19 protein-coding genes, 1 pseudogene and 1 riboswitch are annotated in these 15872 nt (G+C 33.9%); of the genes and pseudogenes, 5 read left to right on the top strand and 15 right to left on the bottom strand.

All coding sequences use genetic code 11. The features are described 5' to 3' along the window. Positions 1-176: 176 nt before the first annotated feature. Positions 177-755, top strand: coding sequence for a GNAT family N-acetyltransferase (locus tag Q9B79_RS14205; RefSeq protein ID WP_098669894.1), 579 nt, complete (start codon positions 177-179; stop codon positions 753-755). 33 nt (positions 756-788) lie between these two features. On the opposite strand, the gene Q9B79_RS14200 is transcribed toward Q9B79_RS14205, so the two are convergent. After that, on the bottom strand, positions 789-1391 hold the full coding sequence (locus Q9B79_RS14200) for a histidine phosphatase family protein (protein WP_098669893.1): 603 nt from the start codon (positions 1389-1391) through the stop codon (positions 789-791). A gap of 87 nt (positions 1392-1478) precedes the next feature. After that, a complete protein-coding gene (locus Q9B79_RS14195; RefSeq protein ID WP_306185219.1) occupies positions 1479-1661 on the bottom strand; it encodes a hypothetical protein in 183 nt (60 codons plus the stop codon). A gap of 234 nt (positions 1662-1895) precedes the next feature. Between Q9B79_RS14195 and Q9B79_RS14190 the strand changes: the two genes are divergently transcribed. After that, positions 1896-2081 (top strand): YkvS family protein, encoded by a 186-nt coding sequence (locus tag Q9B79_RS14190; protein WP_001165081.1) that lies wholly within the window; start codon positions 1896-1898, stop codon positions 2079-2081. A gap of 55 nt (positions 2082-2136) precedes the next feature. On the opposite strand, the gene queF is transcribed toward Q9B79_RS14190, so the two are convergent. Genes queF through queC form a run of 4 tightly spaced genes read right to left on the bottom strand, consistent with a single transcriptional unit; the run spans position 2137 to position 4515 of the window. After that, positions 2137-2634, bottom strand: a complete 498-nt coding sequence (gene queF, locus Q9B79_RS14185; protein WP_000918895.1) for a preQ(1) synthase — start codon at positions 2632-2634, stop codon at positions 2137-2139. 18 nt (positions 2635-2652) lie between these two features. Beyond that, positions 2653-3369 carry a 7-carboxy-7-deazaguanine synthase QueE gene (gene queE, locus Q9B79_RS14180; protein WP_306185215.1) on the bottom strand — a complete coding sequence of 239 codons (717 nt, stop codon included), beginning with the start codon at positions 3367-3369 and terminating at the stop codon, positions 2653-2655. Beyond that, positions 3362-3853 (bottom strand): 6-carboxytetrahydropterin synthase QueD, encoded by a 492-nt coding sequence (gene queD / locus Q9B79_RS14175; RefSeq protein WP_098669890.1) that lies wholly within the window; start codon positions 3851-3853, stop codon positions 3362-3364. Before queD ends, queE begins: the two co-directional genes overlap by 8 nt. After that, positions 3853-4515 carry a 7-cyano-7-deazaguanine synthase QueC gene (queC, locus tag Q9B79_RS14170; RefSeq protein WP_000711596.1) on the bottom strand — a complete coding sequence of 221 codons (663 nt, stop codon included), beginning with the start codon at positions 4513-4515 and terminating at the stop codon, positions 3853-3855. Before queC ends, queD begins: the two co-directional genes overlap by 1 nt. 93 nt (positions 4516-4608) lie before the next feature. Continuing rightward, a riboswitch (PreQ1 riboswitch) is annotated at positions 4609-4652 on the bottom strand. A 207-nt stretch (positions 4653-4859) separates the two neighbouring features. On the opposite strand from queC, the gene kinB reads away from it, so the two are divergent. Further along, a complete protein-coding gene (kinB, locus tag Q9B79_RS14165; protein ID WP_306185212.1) occupies positions 4860-6068 on the top strand; it encodes a sporulation sensor histidine kinase KinB in 1209 nt (402 codons plus the stop codon). 11 nt (positions 6069-6079) lie between these two features. Here kinB and Q9B79_RS14160 read toward each other — a convergent pair whose 3' ends face one another. From Q9B79_RS14160 to Q9B79_RS14145, 4 genes are all read right to left on the bottom strand, one after another. Next, entirely contained in the window at positions 6080-6196 is a 117-nt protein-coding gene (locus Q9B79_RS14160; protein WP_000038254.1) for a DUF6254 family protein, read from the bottom strand. 99 nt (positions 6197-6295) lie between these two features. Continuing rightward, positions 6296-6829 carry a DinB family protein gene (locus Q9B79_RS14155; protein WP_306185210.1) on the bottom strand — a complete coding sequence of 178 codons (534 nt, stop codon included), beginning with the start codon at positions 6827-6829 and terminating at the stop codon, positions 6296-6298. A gap of 139 nt (positions 6830-6968) precedes the next feature. After that, a complete protein-coding gene (locus Q9B79_RS14150) occupies positions 6969-8663 on the bottom strand; it encodes a M3 family oligoendopeptidase (RefSeq protein ID WP_306185208.1) in 1695 nt (564 codons plus the stop codon). 160 nt (positions 8664-8823) lie between these two features. Then, a complete protein-coding gene (locus Q9B79_RS14145; RefSeq protein ID WP_306185206.1) occupies positions 8824-9270 on the bottom strand; it encodes a MarR family winged helix-turn-helix transcriptional regulator in 447 nt (148 codons plus the stop codon). 188 nt (positions 9271-9458) lie between these two features. On the opposite strand from Q9B79_RS14145, the gene Q9B79_RS14140 reads away from it, so the two are divergent. Continuing rightward, positions 9459-10955: a DUF3149 domain-containing protein gene (locus tag Q9B79_RS14140; protein WP_306185204.1), complete on the top strand. Its 1497-nt coding sequence runs from the start codon at positions 9459-9461 to the stop codon at positions 10953-10955. A 29-nt stretch (positions 10956-10984) separates the two neighbouring features. On the opposite strand, the gene Q9B79_RS14135 is transcribed toward Q9B79_RS14140, so the two are convergent. Beyond that, entirely contained in the window at positions 10985-11266 is a 282-nt protein-coding gene (locus tag Q9B79_RS14135) for an aspartyl-phosphate phosphatase Spo0E family protein (protein WP_306185202.1), read from the bottom strand. A 337-nt stretch (positions 11267-11603) separates the two neighbouring features. Between Q9B79_RS14135 and Q9B79_RS14130 the strand changes: the two genes are divergently transcribed. Then, positions 11604-12374 carry a divergent polysaccharide deacetylase family protein gene (locus Q9B79_RS14130; protein WP_306185200.1) on the top strand — a complete coding sequence of 257 codons (771 nt, stop codon included), beginning with the start codon at positions 11604-11606 and terminating at the stop codon, positions 12372-12374. Between the two features lie 67 nt (positions 12375-12441). Here Q9B79_RS14130 and cbpA read toward each other — a convergent pair whose 3' ends face one another. The 4 genes and pseudogenes from cbpA to Q9B79_RS14110 form a co-directional block, all read right to left on the bottom strand. After that, positions 12442-13065, bottom strand: a complete 624-nt coding sequence (gene cbpA / locus Q9B79_RS14125) for a cyclic di-AMP binding protein CbpA (RefSeq protein WP_306185198.1) — start codon at positions 13063-13065, stop codon at positions 12442-12444. A gap of 125 nt (positions 13066-13190) precedes the next feature. Next, positions 13191-13820 carry a class II aldolase/adducin family protein gene (locus Q9B79_RS14120; protein WP_000895998.1) on the bottom strand — a complete coding sequence of 210 codons (630 nt, stop codon included), beginning with the start codon at positions 13818-13820 and terminating at the stop codon, positions 13191-13193. A gap of 389 nt (positions 13821-14209) precedes the next feature. Then, positions 14210-14450, bottom strand: a pseudogene (locus tag Q9B79_RS14115) (NEAT domain-containing leucine-rich repeat protein); the annotation flags it as partial. A 627-nt stretch (positions 14451-15077) separates the two neighbouring features. Beyond that, positions 15078-15860, bottom strand: coding sequence for a DeoR/GlpR family DNA-binding transcription regulator (locus tag Q9B79_RS14110; protein ID WP_306185194.1), 783 nt, complete (start codon positions 15858-15860; stop codon positions 15078-15080). Between the last annotated feature and the right edge of the window lie 12 nt (positions 15861-15872).

Genomic DNA, 15872 nt, shown 5'->3' with positions numbered 1-15872 from the left:
GGTACTATACCTTTATTTCATTTTCATTATTTTTCAAAAAAGATCTCTTTAGTATATGTCCACTAAATATCATATACTAACATAGCTACTTCTCTATATCAATCATTTCATCATTCCATTATGCAAAGTTCCATACCACTATGCTACAATATATAAATAGAACTAGGAGGGATACTATGATTCGGAAAGCAAAAAAGACAGACGCGAAGCTAGTAGCGCCTTTATTATATAACGCTCTGCACGAAATTGCTGAAAAAATTACAGGTAGCACAGTTGAGACAGAAGTATTACTAGGACTTGAAACATGGTTCTCAAAAGAGAGAAATCGACTGAGCTATGAAAACTGTTTTGTATATGAGCAAGACGGGGGTGCAGTTGGAGTTATTGTCGCTTATCACGGTAGTGAAGCAACAAAGCTTGATGAACCAATTGTACGTCACTTAAGAGAATTACATAAAGATGAATCGATTACGTTAGAAAAAGAAGCCGAGCTTGATGAATATTACATTGATACTTTATCCGTTTCAAGTGCACATGGCGGAAAAGGAATTGGTTCTAAATTAATTGAAGCTGCTGAAATCCATGCAACTGAAAAGGAGTATGAAAAAATCGCATTACTTGTTAATTTAGAAAACAAACGCGCCTATTCACTATACGAAAAACTAGGTTATAAAAAAGATCAAATCGTCATGCTTGTAGGCGAACCTTATGCACATCTCATAAAGCCATTAAACATCAAAATTTCTATATCTTAAAAAAAGCACACGATTTATATAAATCGTGTGCTTTTATGTTAAATTCGTATTCAATACATTTCCATTCATCGCTTCGTGGAACGTATATGTTGTACATCCCCATGGCTCTCTGTGCAAAATAGGCGTACCAGACCATCCTATCGCTCTCAGTTCCGCACCAATCATTACATTCACATAATTATGACCTACAAGAGCAACACTTCCATGTACGAGAGCGTAACGGTGTAATACGTAAGCCGCTTGCTTTGCCCTCTCTCTTGCTTCCTTATAAGACTCAACATCTTTATGGTAACCAAGTATCCATACTGTTCGTCCGATAAACATCCATACGTTAGGTTTACACTTCAACCATTTTGGAGCATAAAAACTCGTCGGAATTTCAGCTTCCCTAAAAAGAGAATTTTGGATAAAAGATAAAGAATCCACTAATTCAGCTGCTGATTGTATAGCACACCTTTGATCACTTGATACAATCAATTTGGCTGCCTCAACCGCTTCTCTTGTTTCCATTGGTATAGGTGCTTTTTCTGTTATAGTATGTAAGTCATATCCTTTCATCCATTCATGAAAGGATGTAACCGTCATTGGTTCTATAGTACGATTTAAGCGACCATGACGAATAAAAGAAATCTTCATTCTTTCCACTCTCCATTCATCACTTATGAACTCTATTATGTACTATTTTTTAATATCATACCACGCAAAAAAGAAAGGTGTACACCTTTACATATCCCCGCCAATCTCATGTGAAATCGAAGCATGTATCCCATCCATCCCATCAAAATATGTAGTCGTTTCATGATGACGAATCTTTTTTAAATTTATATAAGAAAATACAAATAAAGTTAATGCTATAACACTCCCCACAAATTCAAACATCATTTTACCGCCTCTAATTTCTCCCACTTTAGTAGGTTATTGTCCATTTTTATTATACCCCTATATAAAGATGTCTGCATTTAAACCTTTCTTTTTTTCTAATAACATGACATTTTTGCATATTTTCTTACAAAAAGTGAATATTTTTCGAATTTTTACTTTGGAAACATTTACAAAGTGGACAATATGGTTCAAAATAAGAGGAAATAAAAAAACCAAAATTATTCTTTTTTGGGAAAACTGTAACAAGGAGAGTTGCTTATGCAGATCGCAGAAACTGGAGATATCATTGAATTTAAAGGTGGAATGCAAGGCCGTGTTCAAAAAGTAAATCAAAACTCCGTTATTGTAGATATAACAATTATGGAAAATTTTAGAGAACTAGATATGGAACCTCTTACAGTTGTAAGTCATAAAAACTATACTGTCATTAATCAAAATGCATAATATAATAGAAAGAAAGGATCTGTATGTTATACAGATCCTTTCTTTCTATTATATATTAACGATTATCAATTGTTTCTGGATATAGATCATGGTTCATCATGCGGTAGTCAGCCATTTGTTCATACTTCGTTCCTGGGCGACCGTAGTTGCAGTAAGGATCAATTGAAATCCCTCCACGTGGTGTGAATTTACCCCATACCTCAATGTAACGTGGATCCATTAATTTAATTAAGTCATTCATAATAACGTTCATGCAATCTTCGTGGAAGTCACCATGATTGCGGAAACTAAATAAATATAGCTTTAAAGATTTACTTTCTACCATTCTTTGTTCTGGAATGTAGCTAATATAAATTGTCGCAAAATCTGGTTGGCCTGTTTTCGGACATAAGCTTGTAAATTCAGGACAATTGAATTTTACAAAATAATCACGGTTTGGATGATTATTATCAAAAACCTCTAAAATTTCTGGGCTATATTCAAATAAATATTTTGTATTTTGATTTCCTAATAATGTTACATCTTTTAAATCTTCATCTAATCTTCCTGCCATTTTAAACATCCCTTCTCATTATACTCCGCGTTTATTTCCCCATACTAACGCATGAAGCTGCGGCAATACTTTTGCATTATTCATTTCTTTGCAGTTAACCGCTTTTTCAATAAGCCACTCATACTTATCTAATAGCTTTTTAATCAACATCGCATCATCCACAGTTTTTGTATCATCATTTCCTACTTGTAAGAAAAATGGTACATCTGGATAACGTTCGTGCATCTTAACTGCATACTCAAAGTCATAATCGTCAAATACTACTACCTTTAAGCTAATGTCTTTTCCTGCTAGCTTCTGAATCACATCATCTAACTTCTGAAAATCAGTATTCATCGTCGAACTCGGTGGTTTTGGAGAAATCGTTATTTCATCAATTTCAAGTAACCAATCTTGCCATTTGCTCCCTTGCGTTTCGATTGCCGTTCGCATTCCGTTCTCTTTTAATATAGAAAGAAGAAACTCAATATTTTTCAGCAATGCCGGATTTCCACCTGAAATCGTAACATGAGAAAAATTTTCGCCACCAATTTCTACAAGCTCATGCCAAACGTCTTCTGCTGTCATCTGTCTAATTTGATCTTTAGCAGATCCATCCCACGTAAAAGCAGAATCACACCAAGCGCAGCTATAATCACAGCCAGCTGTACGGATAAACATCGTCTTTTGTCCTACAACCATTCCTTCACCTTGAATAGTCGGACCAAATATTTCTAAGACAGGGATTTTACTCATCGAGCATCCACTCCCGTCTTACTTCTGCATAACTAGTCGGAGTCTCAAATAGACGAACAAATTCAACACGAGCTCCTTTATATTCGTTCACACGATTATCTTTTGTTAACGCTTCTGCCATCTTTTCATAAATCCAAACGACCATATTTTCAGCAGTTGTATTCATCGCTGGTAACGTTTCGTTTAAATAACGATGGTCTAAATAAATTTCTATTTCATTCTTCCAAATTTCTTTTATATCTCCAAAGTCAATTGCAAGACCTATTTCATTTACATATCCACTAATCCCAAATACCACTTTATATGTGTGACCATGTAAGTTTTTACATTTTCCTTCATAACAGTGTAAATGGTGTGCTGCATCAAAAGTAAATTCCTTGCTGACCATTACTCGTTTATTATGATATTTGAGCTGTTTACGCTGAATATCCTTGTCCATTTTTTGCAAATTTTCTACGATGCGAAATCCAAAGAAATTCTCCATTAGTTACTCGCTCCTTCGCGTTCTTGTAGGTACGTATCTAATCCTGCTTTACGAAGTTGACATGCTGGACATTCACCGCAACCATCACCAATGATTCCGTTATAACATGTTAATGTTTTTTCTCGAACAAACTCGAATGCTCCAAGTTCATCTGATAATTTCCATGTTTCCGCTTTATCAATCCACATAAGTGGTGTATGAATTACAAACGGATAATCCATAGATAAATTTAAAGTAACGTTTAACGATTTCACAAACACGTCACGGCAATCTGGATAACCACTAAAATCAGTTTCACATACACCCGTTACAATATGACGTGCTCCAACTTGTTTTGCTAATACAGCAGCAAATGATAAGAATAGTAAATTTCGTCCATCTACAAACGTCGATGGCAATTCACCTTCTTCATGTGTAATCTCCATATCCGTTCTCGTTAACGCATTTGGAGCAAGTTGATTTAATAGACTCATATCTAGTACTGTATGTTTAATTCCTAGCTCTTTTGCAATTTCCGCTGCACAATCAATTTCTAGCTTGTGACGTTGATTGTAATTAAACGTTACAGCCTCTACTTCTGCAAACTGCTCTATTGCCCAAAATAAACACGTCGTACTATCTTGTCCTCCACTAAAAACAACAACTGCCTTTTCTTTTTTCATTTCACTCATTCTCCTTCTCTACTACGAATAAGAAGAAAGAACGTTCTTGAACTGTCACAATAAAAAAACAAAACAATACCTAGAGATATTGTTGTTTCCATAGTTTTTTATAGAGGGAGTTCGCGAACCTCTCCCGCGTATTGCACGGAATTCCTTCTTTCATTGACAAAGCTTATTGTAACATATTGTATACTACCAGAAAAAATTTCTGATTTTTCCGCTATTTCTCATTTCATTTCTTTCATTTTATAGTATGATTAATTTAATATAAGAAGAGAGGAGGCATCCCACTGAAATCCTTTATTATTTATCTCTTTCTAAATATATTATTCATCCTTGTTACAATGCTCGTATACCATTTATTTTGGAATCAAAAAGGGAAACGCTCTCCTAAATTAAATTCAGCTATATTTATTGTATTATGCTGCCTCGTTACTATACTATGTATCACTTTCGCAGCAAAAACAAATTATGGGTTTCAATTTGATATGCGTCATATCGTATTAGTTGTCGGTACATTAACCGGAGGTCCTATTGCTGGTGGATCAATATTAGTTGTATTAAATATATATCGCTTTTTATTAGGAGGAATAGGTGTTTTCCCATCGCTTATCGGTTCTATCCTCCTATATATTGTTCTACTATTTACATACAAATTTTTCAATCGAACTTCTAATCGTATAAAAATAATACTTGCTATTATCTACAGTTTGACATACGGATTTAGTTGGATACCTTTCTTCCTTTCAAAGGTTACAAACAAGGCTGATTATATACCACATATTATTGTGTATGAGTTATGTACGATACTTGGTACAATCCTTATTTTATATTTACTACACATATTACAAACTCAAGTCCGTCTACAAAATGAACTTATGAATGCTGAAAAATTTCATTTAATTGGTGAAATGGCAGCATCTATCTCTCATGAAATTCGCAACCCATTAACTTCAACAAAAGGATTTTTGCAACTTTTACAATCAGATACATGCACTGAGCAAGAGCGAAAATTATATATCGACATAGCTATCAACGGAATCGAACAAGCAAACCACGTTCTTACAGATTATTTAACCTTTGCAAAACCAAGTATTGAAAAAGAACAAAGATTACAGTTAGAAGACGAACTATTACATGCATTATCGCTAATTACACCGCTTGCTAATTTAACAAATGTGCGTACACATTATATAAAGCAAAGCACTTCTTTTTTTATCGCGGGAGAAAAACAAAAACTAAATCAATGTTTGTTAAATATTTTAAAAAACTGCATTGAGGCCATGCCAAAAGGCGGTGACCTTTATTTCACATTAGTTCCTGATCATAAGCATATTCAATTATATATAAAAGATACAGGAGTTGGCATGGATCAAGAACAAGTAAAACGACTTGGGTCCCCTTTCTACTCAACGAAAGAAAAAGGTACTGGTCTTGGAATGATGGTCGTATTCAGTGTTGTGCAAGCTATGAACGGAAAAATTGATATTATAAGTGAAAAAGGTACAGGTACAACCTTCTTATTAACTTTTCCACTCATACAAAAAACGTGATGAAATACTCATCACGTTTTTTCTGTTCCTTCAACTAATTCAGCAAAAGCTTTCACTTTTCCATGTGGTTTTTGATTTTCTTTACGTGCTTTCCAAGCGCGCTCTTCTTCTTTCTTTTTCTTGGACATACTTTTCAACTCCTTCTTTTCTTTCTCTATGTAGTATTCCAAAATAAGAAGAAAAACTATGCACATATGAAAAAGAAGTGGTCTCCCACTTCTTCCTAATTATCGCTGTAAAATTGCATGTTTCGCCTCTTTTAACTGCGTAAGATGTCTTTGTTCATGCAAATCAAGAAATTGAACCCACTGATACAAATTTAGATCATTAAAAATAGGATGCTTTAATCCATTTTCAAGTAAATCTTTTTCATCTATCACACTATGAAGCGCGTGTAATAGTTCTTGTCGTGAATGTTCTAGTAATTGAATTCCTTGCTGTTTTTTCATTAACGTTTCTGTTGGTTTCATCTGCTGAGGAGCTTCCCGTTTATGTGTGCGATTAAGTGTAAGTTGGAGGTCTTTAAATGGAGTCATGTTTCTTTCATTTTTTTGTAAAGCATATACAAGGGCAGACGTGACAGATTGTTCAACTAAATGCAAGTGATGCAAAATTTGAATAATACTCCATTTATCGCGGCGTGGCTTTACATTCACTTCTGTATCATTTAACATTTCAATTTCTGATAATAGCGTGCTTCGGGTAGACTGTAATGAGTTCACCAAACTTTCTAAACTCACATCCATATTAGATTGAAGCATACTTCTTCCCCCCCTTTTTGTTGGTCAAAAGAGGTGCTCCTTATTAGAAACACCTCTTCAGTATTCTGAATTTTCTTTTATTATCTCATTATTTTCTCTTTATGTCGATGTTAAATATGTGAAAAAAAGCGCATGTTTTTTACAATTTTGTGTCGTCAATTGCATATAGCCATGCTTCAATTTCTGTAATAACACTTTTCACACAGCCCTCAGCAAATGGAGATGTTAAATTTGCAACTTCTACTAATTCCAAGAATGATTTACTTCCACCTTGTTGGCACAGATTCACATAATCTTCCCACGCCTCTTGCCTATTATCTCTTGCACGTTTCCAAAATTGCAGTGCACAAATTTGAGCTAACGTGTAGTCGATATAGTAGAACGGTGAGCTATATATGTGCCCTTGACGTTGCCAGAATCCACCGCGCTCTAAATAATCATTATCTTCATAATAACGATGCGGTAAATACTTTTTCTCTATATTACGCCATGCTGTCTTACGCTCTTCTGGTGATGCTTCAGGATTTTCATATACATAATGTTGATACTCATCAACAGATACACCATACGGTAAAAACAGAAGTGCTGAACTTAAGTGAGAGAAGTAATATTTATCAGCATCTTCTTCAAAGAATAGCGTCATCCATGGCCATGTGAAGAATTCCATACTCATAGAGTGAATTTCACACGCTTCATATGTTGGCCAATTATATTCTGGAATTTCAAATTTACGACTTTCGTATACTTGGAAAGCATGGCCCGCTTCATGTGTTAATACGTCAATATCACCAGACGTTCCGTTAAAGTTCGAGAAGATAAACGGCGCTTTATAATTCTCAATATATGTACAATATCCACCGCCAGCTTTTCCTTTTTTCGCAACTAAATCTAATAAATCATTATCTAACATGAAATTGAAAAATTCATCTGTTTCAGCCGATAACTCTTTATACATCGTTTTCCCATGATTAACAATCCAATTCGCATCTCCTTTTGGAGTTGGATTACCTGTAGGAAATTCAAAGTTTTCGTCGTAATACGCTAACTTCTCTACACCGATACGTGCTTGTTGGCGTTTTCTTAATTCCGTTGTAACGGGAACGATATAATCTAGCACTTGCTGACGATAATTCGCCACCATTTCCGCATTATAATCTGTACGGTACATTCGTGCATATCCCAGTTCAACAAAGTTTTTGAAACCTAAAGATTTTGCGATTTTCGTTCTCACTTTAACAAGCTCATCATAAATACGATCTAACTCTTCCTCATTCTCAGCTAAAAATCCGTAGTATGCTTCACTCGCTGCTTTACGTTCACTTCTCTCTTTTCCTTGCATAAATGGAATAAGCTGTGATAACGTTCTTTCTTCTCCTGCAAAGTCAATCTTTGCAGATGCTAATAACTGTGTATATTGTGAAGACAATTTATTCTCTAATTGTAAATCTTTCACGACTTCATCAGAATATGTTTTTAAATCACACTCTGCAAGAGCAAATAATTGCTTCCCATAATACGCCTCTAATTCTTCACGGAATGGAGAATGAATTAACGCATTATAATACTTTGTACCATACCCTTGTACAACTGGAGAGAATTCATCAAAGAAATCTTGTTCTTCCTTATAAAAAGTATCTGTCGTATCAACAGAATGACGAATGTAACAAAGATTCCCCATTGTACCAAAATCGTTGCGAATTTCGTTAATTGAATGAATAACTTGTTTTTGTTCTTCCGCGGTTTTTGCGTTATCAAACTTCTCTAAAGCAATAGTAAACTTCTCTTTTAATTCTTCAATATTTGGCCGTTTATATTCATAGTCTTTAAATGACATGAACGAGCCTCCTCTCCATTATATGCATCCTTACTATAATTCAATGCTTACTTACAAATCTCCTCTTATTCTTCAGCAAATTACGGCATATACTGCCATCATCACATGTAAACAAAAAAGCTTTGGGTTTCTTTATCCAAAGCTCTTTTGGAACACGTTATTACTTTTCATACTTTCCAATTTTTTTTAATAGATCAAGTAATTCGTCCTTTTCCTCTTTCGTTAACATTTCAAAAGACTGATGTATAACTTGCTCATGCCCTGGAAAAATAGAAGCAATAAACCTCTCTCCAGCCTCAGTTAATTGTGCATAAATAACACGTCTATCATTCGGGCACGGAATTCTCTTTACTAGTCCCTTTTTCTCTAGCTTATCTACAACATATGTAATGCTGCCACTAGCTATTAAAATACGCTCACCAATTTGCTGAAGTGGTTGACCACCTTTATGATATAGCAGTTCTAATACAGCAAATTCAGTTGGATTTAACCCGTTACTTTGTATAGATTTATTTGTAGTATCCATAACAGAACGATGTACACGAGATAATGCAATAAATACTTTTAAAGATTGAGAAATTTCTTCTCGTCCATTATTTGATGTCATACAACTTTCAACCCTTCACTTAAATTCTCAGTAATAAAAAGAAAAATAGTACTGCATGTAAATTCCGAATGAGTATTCACTCATTCATTACCTCTCCCCAAATATATTATGAATGATTCTTGAATAAAAACATGACAATTTTAACATAGTTTATATATAATGATAATAAAAAAGAAGGAGTACCAATTTTGAAAGTCAAATTCCACAGCATAGTTTTATATATATTACTTGTTATCCTACCAACGATAGGGATTGGTGCTACATTTTATTCATATCATTCGTATAAAATGAAACAGGAAAACAAACTATCTGCTCACACGGTTCTCTTCTTATATAGAGACTATTTAGATTATCACCTTGGCGAAGCAATTTCCGCATTAGAAATGCTTGCAAAGGTCGTTGAAACCGAGACTGGAAATATAAATGGAATTAAAGAAATTGTACATGATACAGACAAAAACGATGCACGCTTTTCTGGTCTATATTACGCTACTCTAGAAGGCATCATTACAATTGCATCCGAAGGTGACCGACCACCTGTTGATGTCTCAGATCGGAAATATATTCAAGATGTATTAAAAACGAAGAAAACAACTGTATCATCAGTCATTACAGATCGTGTTCTTGGACATCAAGCTATCATCATTGCTTCTCCCATCTTCAATAAACAGAAGAAAGTCTCAGGCTTATTGTTAGCAAGTTTACGCTTTGATTACATTTCATCATCTTTAAATGCCATTAAGCCGCAATACCATTTTGAAGTAACTGATAAACATGATGTAGTTTTTCTAAATGATGATAATAACAAAACAAGTGATGCACATTCTAATATGCTTACTACGCCACTCAAAAGATTAAATTGGAAGGTCTCTGTTTCTCCATTGCCGATCCATCACAAAACTTTATACCAGTGGGTTGCAATAGAATGTATAGCTACTTTATTTTTAATGTCTATTTTATTTTTACTAGCTCAATATATGTTGTTAAAACGTCAAACGAAACTGGAAAGACAACAAAATGAACTACAAAAAATTGAATTAGTTGGAACTTTTGCAGCTAGTACAGCCCACGAAATCCGTAATCCTCTTACTGGAATTAAAGGGCTCGTCGCTCTATTAAAAGAGAAATATAAAGATGAACAAGATCAGTTCTATTTTTCCATCATCGAACAAGAAGTAGAACGGATTAATGAAATTGTCAGCGAATTTCTTATTCTTGGAAAGCCAACTGCTATAATTGAACAAACATATGATGTGAGAACCATTCTAAATGAGGTTGCATTAATTATTCAATCTGAGGCGAATCTATATAACATTATATTCAATTTACATTTGCCAGACCATCCTGTTCATATTCGTTGCTCAAAAGACCATATGAAACAAGTGGTTTTAAACGTTACAAAAAATGCAATTGAAGCCATGACTTCTGGTGACACACTGGCTATTTTCGTAACAAACAATGACACACACGCACAATTGCAAATTATAGACACTGGAAAAGGGATTCCAAAACATATTCAAAAACACCTCTTTCATCCGTTCTTTACTAATAAAGATACTGGAACAGGTCTTGGACTTGTCATATGTAAACGAATTATAGAGATGTACAATGGGCATATTTTTATTGACAGTATAGAAAACGAAGGAACGACAGTTCATATCGAAATTCCGTTACACACAGTATAATTATCCTTATCTCAAAAGGGTAATTATACTTATTTCATAAGACCAGCAACAAGCATTCGCCAAAAATTACTCGACTTCCCTTCATACCCAATTTGAAAAATTGGTACTTTTATAATTGATAACCATTTTGGCGTTTGTTTTTCTTTATAACACTGGTACTGTAAAATAAGCTTGTCCAATTCTTGACTAACTTGAATTGTCTCCATACTATTTAATCCACTTGTTAAACCTAATTGAATCATCTCTTCACGTTTCATATGAATATCACGTGAAAGCTTTTCTAATGTATACTTCCTTTTTACAGTAAACATTCATATCCCCCTTATTATACTTCCATGCTCTCGACTTCATTTCTCCATTGGCCTTTTAACTACTTAATCATATTTGAATTTGAAGAATCAGAAAATTTAACATTTTCTCCCTGTAATTTACAAATCTTTACCCTCACTTTGAGAATTATTACAAATTATTCTATCTTTGTAAATACATTCGCAATAATAGACATTTTTTTCATCTTCTTTTTTTACAAACATCAATTAAATAGCGGATTCTCTATTTTCTCTATACTTTTCTTCGACATTTTTTGTTTAATTTATACAAAAACGCAAACCATAATGATAATTGATAATATAGAAAGGAAATATTTATATGCGCAAATATACGATTGCATTGCTTATGTTTACTCTGTTCTTACCAACCTTCTTGTTTCCTATTCAAGCACAGGCACACACAAACAAAGTAGCTATTGTCATCGATGACTTCGGCAATAATATGAAGGGGACTGATAAAATGTTATCACTTCCTATTCCACTTACTGTTGCCGTTATGCCTTTTCTCCCTTCCACAAAGGAAGATGCGATAGCAGCTCATAAGAAAGGGCACGAAGTTATTATACATATGCCAATGGAACCTATTAAAGGTAAAAAAGAATGGCTTGGACCAAAAGCAATTACAACTGATTTAAGCGACGAAGAAATAAATACTCGACTCGAACAAGCGATTCAAGAAGTACCACATGCAATTGGGATGAACAATCATATGGGATCGAAAGTGACCGCGGACGAAAGGATTGTACGACTTATACTTGCAGCTTGTAAAAAACATGGTTTATTTTATTTAGATAGCAAAACAAATCCTAAAAGTGTTGTTCCAAAAATCGGGAAAGAATTAGGAGTACCCATTATTGAAAATCAATTATTTTTTGATGATGTATACACAGCGGCACATATTTCAAAACAAGCTCAATTACTCATAAAAAAACTTCAAGAAAAACCGATTATGGTAGCTATCGGACATGTTGGGCCTCCAGGTGAAATTACATCACGTGTTATAGAAACTTCTATTCCTAACATTCGCCAACATGCAGACTTTATCTTTTTATCGGATTTAGCATTATCTCCACCTCCTGTTTCCAAATAAGATTCATTACTCAAACTAAAAAAGAGAACGATCTGCATATAGCAAATTGTTCTCTTTCCTTTTCACCTTAAATATAATCTACATGACTCACCCTGAATCCTTTTTTCTCTATTTTTTCGATTAATTGCTTTAATCTTTTTTCATTTAACTCATCTGCTATATTTACAATAACGCGGCGAATATATTGATCGCCATTATCTAGTGTAAACAGTCCACCGATATTAAATGCTTTCAATAGTGTTCCAAGTTCTTTAATCGTTCCCTTACAATCTTGTGTTGCAATTGTTAATATATAACCACCCGTCCGCATACCGAATGAATCTTCAATAACATCAAATATATTGGAATGGGTTAAGATACCGACAAATTCATTATAATCATTCAGTACAGCTAAAAATGGAAGGCGACGAATAGCATAAAATGCCCTAAAAAAAGAATCCTTTTCAAAAATAAAAGCAGAGGAATCTTCCAGCATATGATCCATACTTAATTTTTCTAATCCGCCATTACACTTCTTTTCTAGAAGGTCTACTTTATAAATAATCCCCATGAATTTCTTTTCATCTTCTGCTAATACAGGGATTGCTCGAAATCCCGTTTCATTCATAATTTGCAGAGCCTTTTCACCTGAATCGTTCATTTTGCAAAATGTTACTTGCGGTTTTGGCAGAAAATGATATTTAACTCGCAAAATATGTTCCTCCTTACATGTCAACCTGTAATCTATATATAATAAGGAGACCTATATTTTATGAGTAAATTTATTTTTAAAACGCTTTCAATTATTTATTAACTCGTAACAGCATCATAAACATTTTATATAACAGAGCTCTTAGCACCTTTTATCATTAACAATTTTACATGGTAATTCATTAAATACTCTATACCCTCTAGCCATTTTTTCGCTTCTTCTGGCGTTTTCCCCCACACGATCATGCCATAATTATGAACGAGAACTACGCCTCCACCTTCAATAAAATTAGGTACATTATTTTCTAATAAATTAGCGAATTTTTTCTCATCTTCTACAATAGGAATGGTCATTTCTGTTATACCTTCTTTTCCAAAAACACGTTCCACGCTACGCTTATCAAATGTTACTTCTCCTGTTTCTCCATACAACTCTGATATTAAATGACTATCTACAGTTTGCACTTGTAAAATACATTCTGCACTACTTTTTTTATAAATATCCGCATGCATAAATGATTCGGCAGCTGGTTTTTCTTCATTTTCAAATACTGGCTCACACATACAATTTACAACAATAAAATCCTCTTCTGAAAATAGCCCTTTATCTCTTCCCTCAACGTTTACTAAAAAAGTTAACGGCTCTTTTGACGTACAGAGTGATAAACTAATCTTTGTACCATAAAACCAATCACGAAGTGCCAACTCAGATTTCACATCTTTTAATTCATTCCATTTCTTTAGAAAAAATAACATTTCGTCACCCCCGGCGTAATATTCATATAATGTTCGAATCCTTTCTATGTAAAAGGAATATTTTTTGATTATTCTAAAAATTTAATTGAATTATCACATGAGAACGCTTTTTTGTCAATATAGTTTCATAGCCCTTCTTTAAAATGGGCCATTCATATGTCTATACTCCTATCTATTGACTATTTCATTTTATACATAAAAAATACGCTATTCTTTTTAAATTAAAGAATAACGTATTTTCTCATCTTTTATTTCGTTATTGCGTTATATAAGAACTGTGCATATTGTTCACGTGTTTGGTACATCTTTAAAGCTCTCTTTATTATTTCCATCTTCTTTTAACTGAAATACTTTATATAATACTACAGACATTTCGTATCGAGTTAATACTCCATCTGAACAAGTGGCGTTACAGCTGAAAATTCATTACCACGCAAAGAAAGACGGATCTGTTATCTTCGCATTCGCAACTGTTAAAGATTTTAAATTTAGCATATATTTTAATGCACTATAATCAAGAATCTCATTCGTATTAAAAAACAGGTTCTTTACTTGTAATAACTCTTCTTTCGTAATAGGTGTATTTTAATCTTTTCTATTAAATACTTTTTTATTAACAATTTCTCTTAAATGCTGGAGTAGAATATGCAGCAAATGGAATTGCTAATGTTGTTGCTACTACTAACACCTTCATATATATTTTTTCAAAATAATGTCCCCTATCATATATAATTTTATAATTAATAAATTTTATCAATTAACTACGAATAAACGATAATGAATCCCATTATCTTTACCAATTAGAATATTACATAAAAATTATATTTTCAAAGATAAATTGAAACTTTAATCAGCCCTCACCAATCGGGCTTTTACGGGCAGCCCGACCCCCACCTAACTTCTTTGCTTCCGCTGAATTTTGAGGTGGGATCTTACTGCCCGTTAATGCGGGATACAAAATAAAAAGGCCCTTTATTTAGAGGGCCTTTTTACTTATCGTATGCAGAATTTCACTTTTTTCTTTTTCATTAATAACACCAATTTTTTGCAAAATATTTGCATACAATACAAGTTTATTATATATCCGTTCTGACATACTTTCCCTTCTTTCCTTCGACCAACTTTTTTTGTATTGGTAAATTATATGAAAGAGATGCGAAAATGTGTCCACTTTTTTTGCATAAATACAAATCTTTTATCCCGCTATTTTCAGGCAGTAAAACTCCCACCTTACAACCAGGTGGGAGTTCCATGTATTTAGCAAATTGTCCATTGAATATTATGTCTTTTAACTTCCTCATCAAAACTATAGGGCATTTTTTTATCGCAAATAACATGCTGAATACGGGAAAATGCTGCTATTCGGTAATTCCCTTTTACGCCTACCTTTGTATGATCACATAGAATATATGTTTTTTCTGCCAATTTCATCATCGCTTCCGACAGTTTTGCCTTTTCTAATTCAAAACTAGAAACCCCAAAACCAGGTAACAACCCATCAATCGAAACGAATGCTTTATGAAAATGAAATTGCTGGATTACTTGCTGCGAAATAGACCCTGATACACGTGAATGCTTTGGAGATACTTTTCCACCAATAAATAAAACTTCACCATGAAACATCTTTTTATTAATAGAAGAAATTAATTGTGTTGCTACTGGAAATGAACTTGTTACAATCGTTAAATTTTTACGATGAACAAGATATGGCACCATTTGAAGTGGTGTACTTCCGTCATCAATCGCAATAACATCACCATCTTCCACAAATGTTGCTGCTTTATACCCAATTCGCTTCTTCTCTTCTATATGCAGCATCTCTCGTTCTAACATTGGTGCCTCTATTCCAGCTCCAGGAAGCTGGACGGCTCCACCGTACACTTTCTTCAACTTCTTTTCACGATCCAATTCTTCTAAATAACGGCGGATCGTCTCTGTTGATACAGCAAACTCTCTCGCTAACTCTGAAACTTTTACTTTCCCTTTAAATTCTACCTTCTCAAGAATGGTTCGCTTTCTTTCTTCACCTACTACAGACATAACCTCACCCCA

Origin of the sequence: Bacillus sp. MHSD_36 (assembly GCF_030757775.1) — a bacterium.
GTDB lineage: Bacteria > Bacillota > Bacilli > Bacillales > Bacillaceae_G > Bacillus_A.
This window is presented reverse-complemented; position numbering and strand designations above follow the sequence as displayed.

Coding starts and splice junctions, on each gene's coding strand:
- Q9B79_RS14120 (WP_000895998.1), bottom strand. CDS start 13,820: ATGTTATTTTTTCTAAAGAAATGGAATGAATTAAAAGATGTGAAATCT.
- Q9B79_RS14160 (WP_000038254.1), bottom strand. CDS start 6,196: ATGTCCAAGAAAAAGAAAGAAGAAGAGCGCGCTTGGAAAGCACGTAAA.
- Q9B79_RS14205 (WP_098669894.1), top strand. CDS start 177: ATGATTCGGAAAGCAAAAAAGACAGACGCGAAGCTAGTAGCGCCTTTA.
- queF (WP_000918895.1), bottom strand. CDS start 2,634: ATGGCAGGAAGATTAGATGAAGATTTAAAAGATGTAACATTATTAGGA.
- Q9B79_RS14145 (WP_306185206.1), bottom strand. CDS start 9,270: ATGACATCAAATAATGGACGAGAAGAAATTTCTCAATCTTTAAAAGTA.
- Q9B79_RS14190 (WP_001165081.1), top strand. CDS start 1,896: ATGCAGATCGCAGAAACTGGAGATATCATTGAATTTAAAGGTGGAATG.
- Q9B79_RS14200 (WP_098669893.1), bottom strand. CDS start 1,391: ATGAAGATTTCTTTTATTCGTCATGGTCGCTTAAATCGTACTATAGAA.
- Q9B79_RS14135 (WP_306185202.1), bottom strand. CDS start 11,266: ATGTTTACTGTAAAAAGGAAGTATACATTAGAAAAGCTTTCACGTGAT.
- queE (WP_306185215.1), bottom strand. CDS start 3,369: ATGAGTAAAATCCCTGTCTTAGAAATATTTGGTCCGACTATTCAAGGT.
- queC (WP_000711596.1), bottom strand. CDS start 4,515: ATGAAAAAAGAAAAGGCAGTTGTTGTTTTTAGTGGAGGACAAGATAGT.
- Q9B79_RS14150 (WP_306185208.1), bottom strand. CDS start 8,663: ATGTCATTTAAAGACTATGAATATAAACGGCCAAATATTGAAGAATTA.
- kinB (WP_306185212.1), top strand. CDS start 4,860: ATGCTCGTATACCATTTATTTTGGAATCAAAAAGGGAAACGCTCTCCT.
- queD (WP_098669890.1), bottom strand. CDS start 3,853: ATGGAGAATTTCTTTGGATTTCGCATCGTAGAAAATTTGCAAAAAATG.
- Q9B79_RS14110 (WP_306185194.1), bottom strand. CDS start 15,860: ATGTCTGTAGTAGGTGAAGAAAGAAAGCGAACCATTCTTGAGAAGGTA.
- Q9B79_RS14155 (WP_306185210.1), bottom strand. CDS start 6,829: ATGCTTCAATCTAATATGGATGTGAGTTTAGAAAGTTTGGTGAACTCA.
- Q9B79_RS14130 (WP_306185200.1), top strand. CDS start 11,604: ATGCGCAAATATACGATTGCATTGCTTATGTTTACTCTGTTCTTACCA.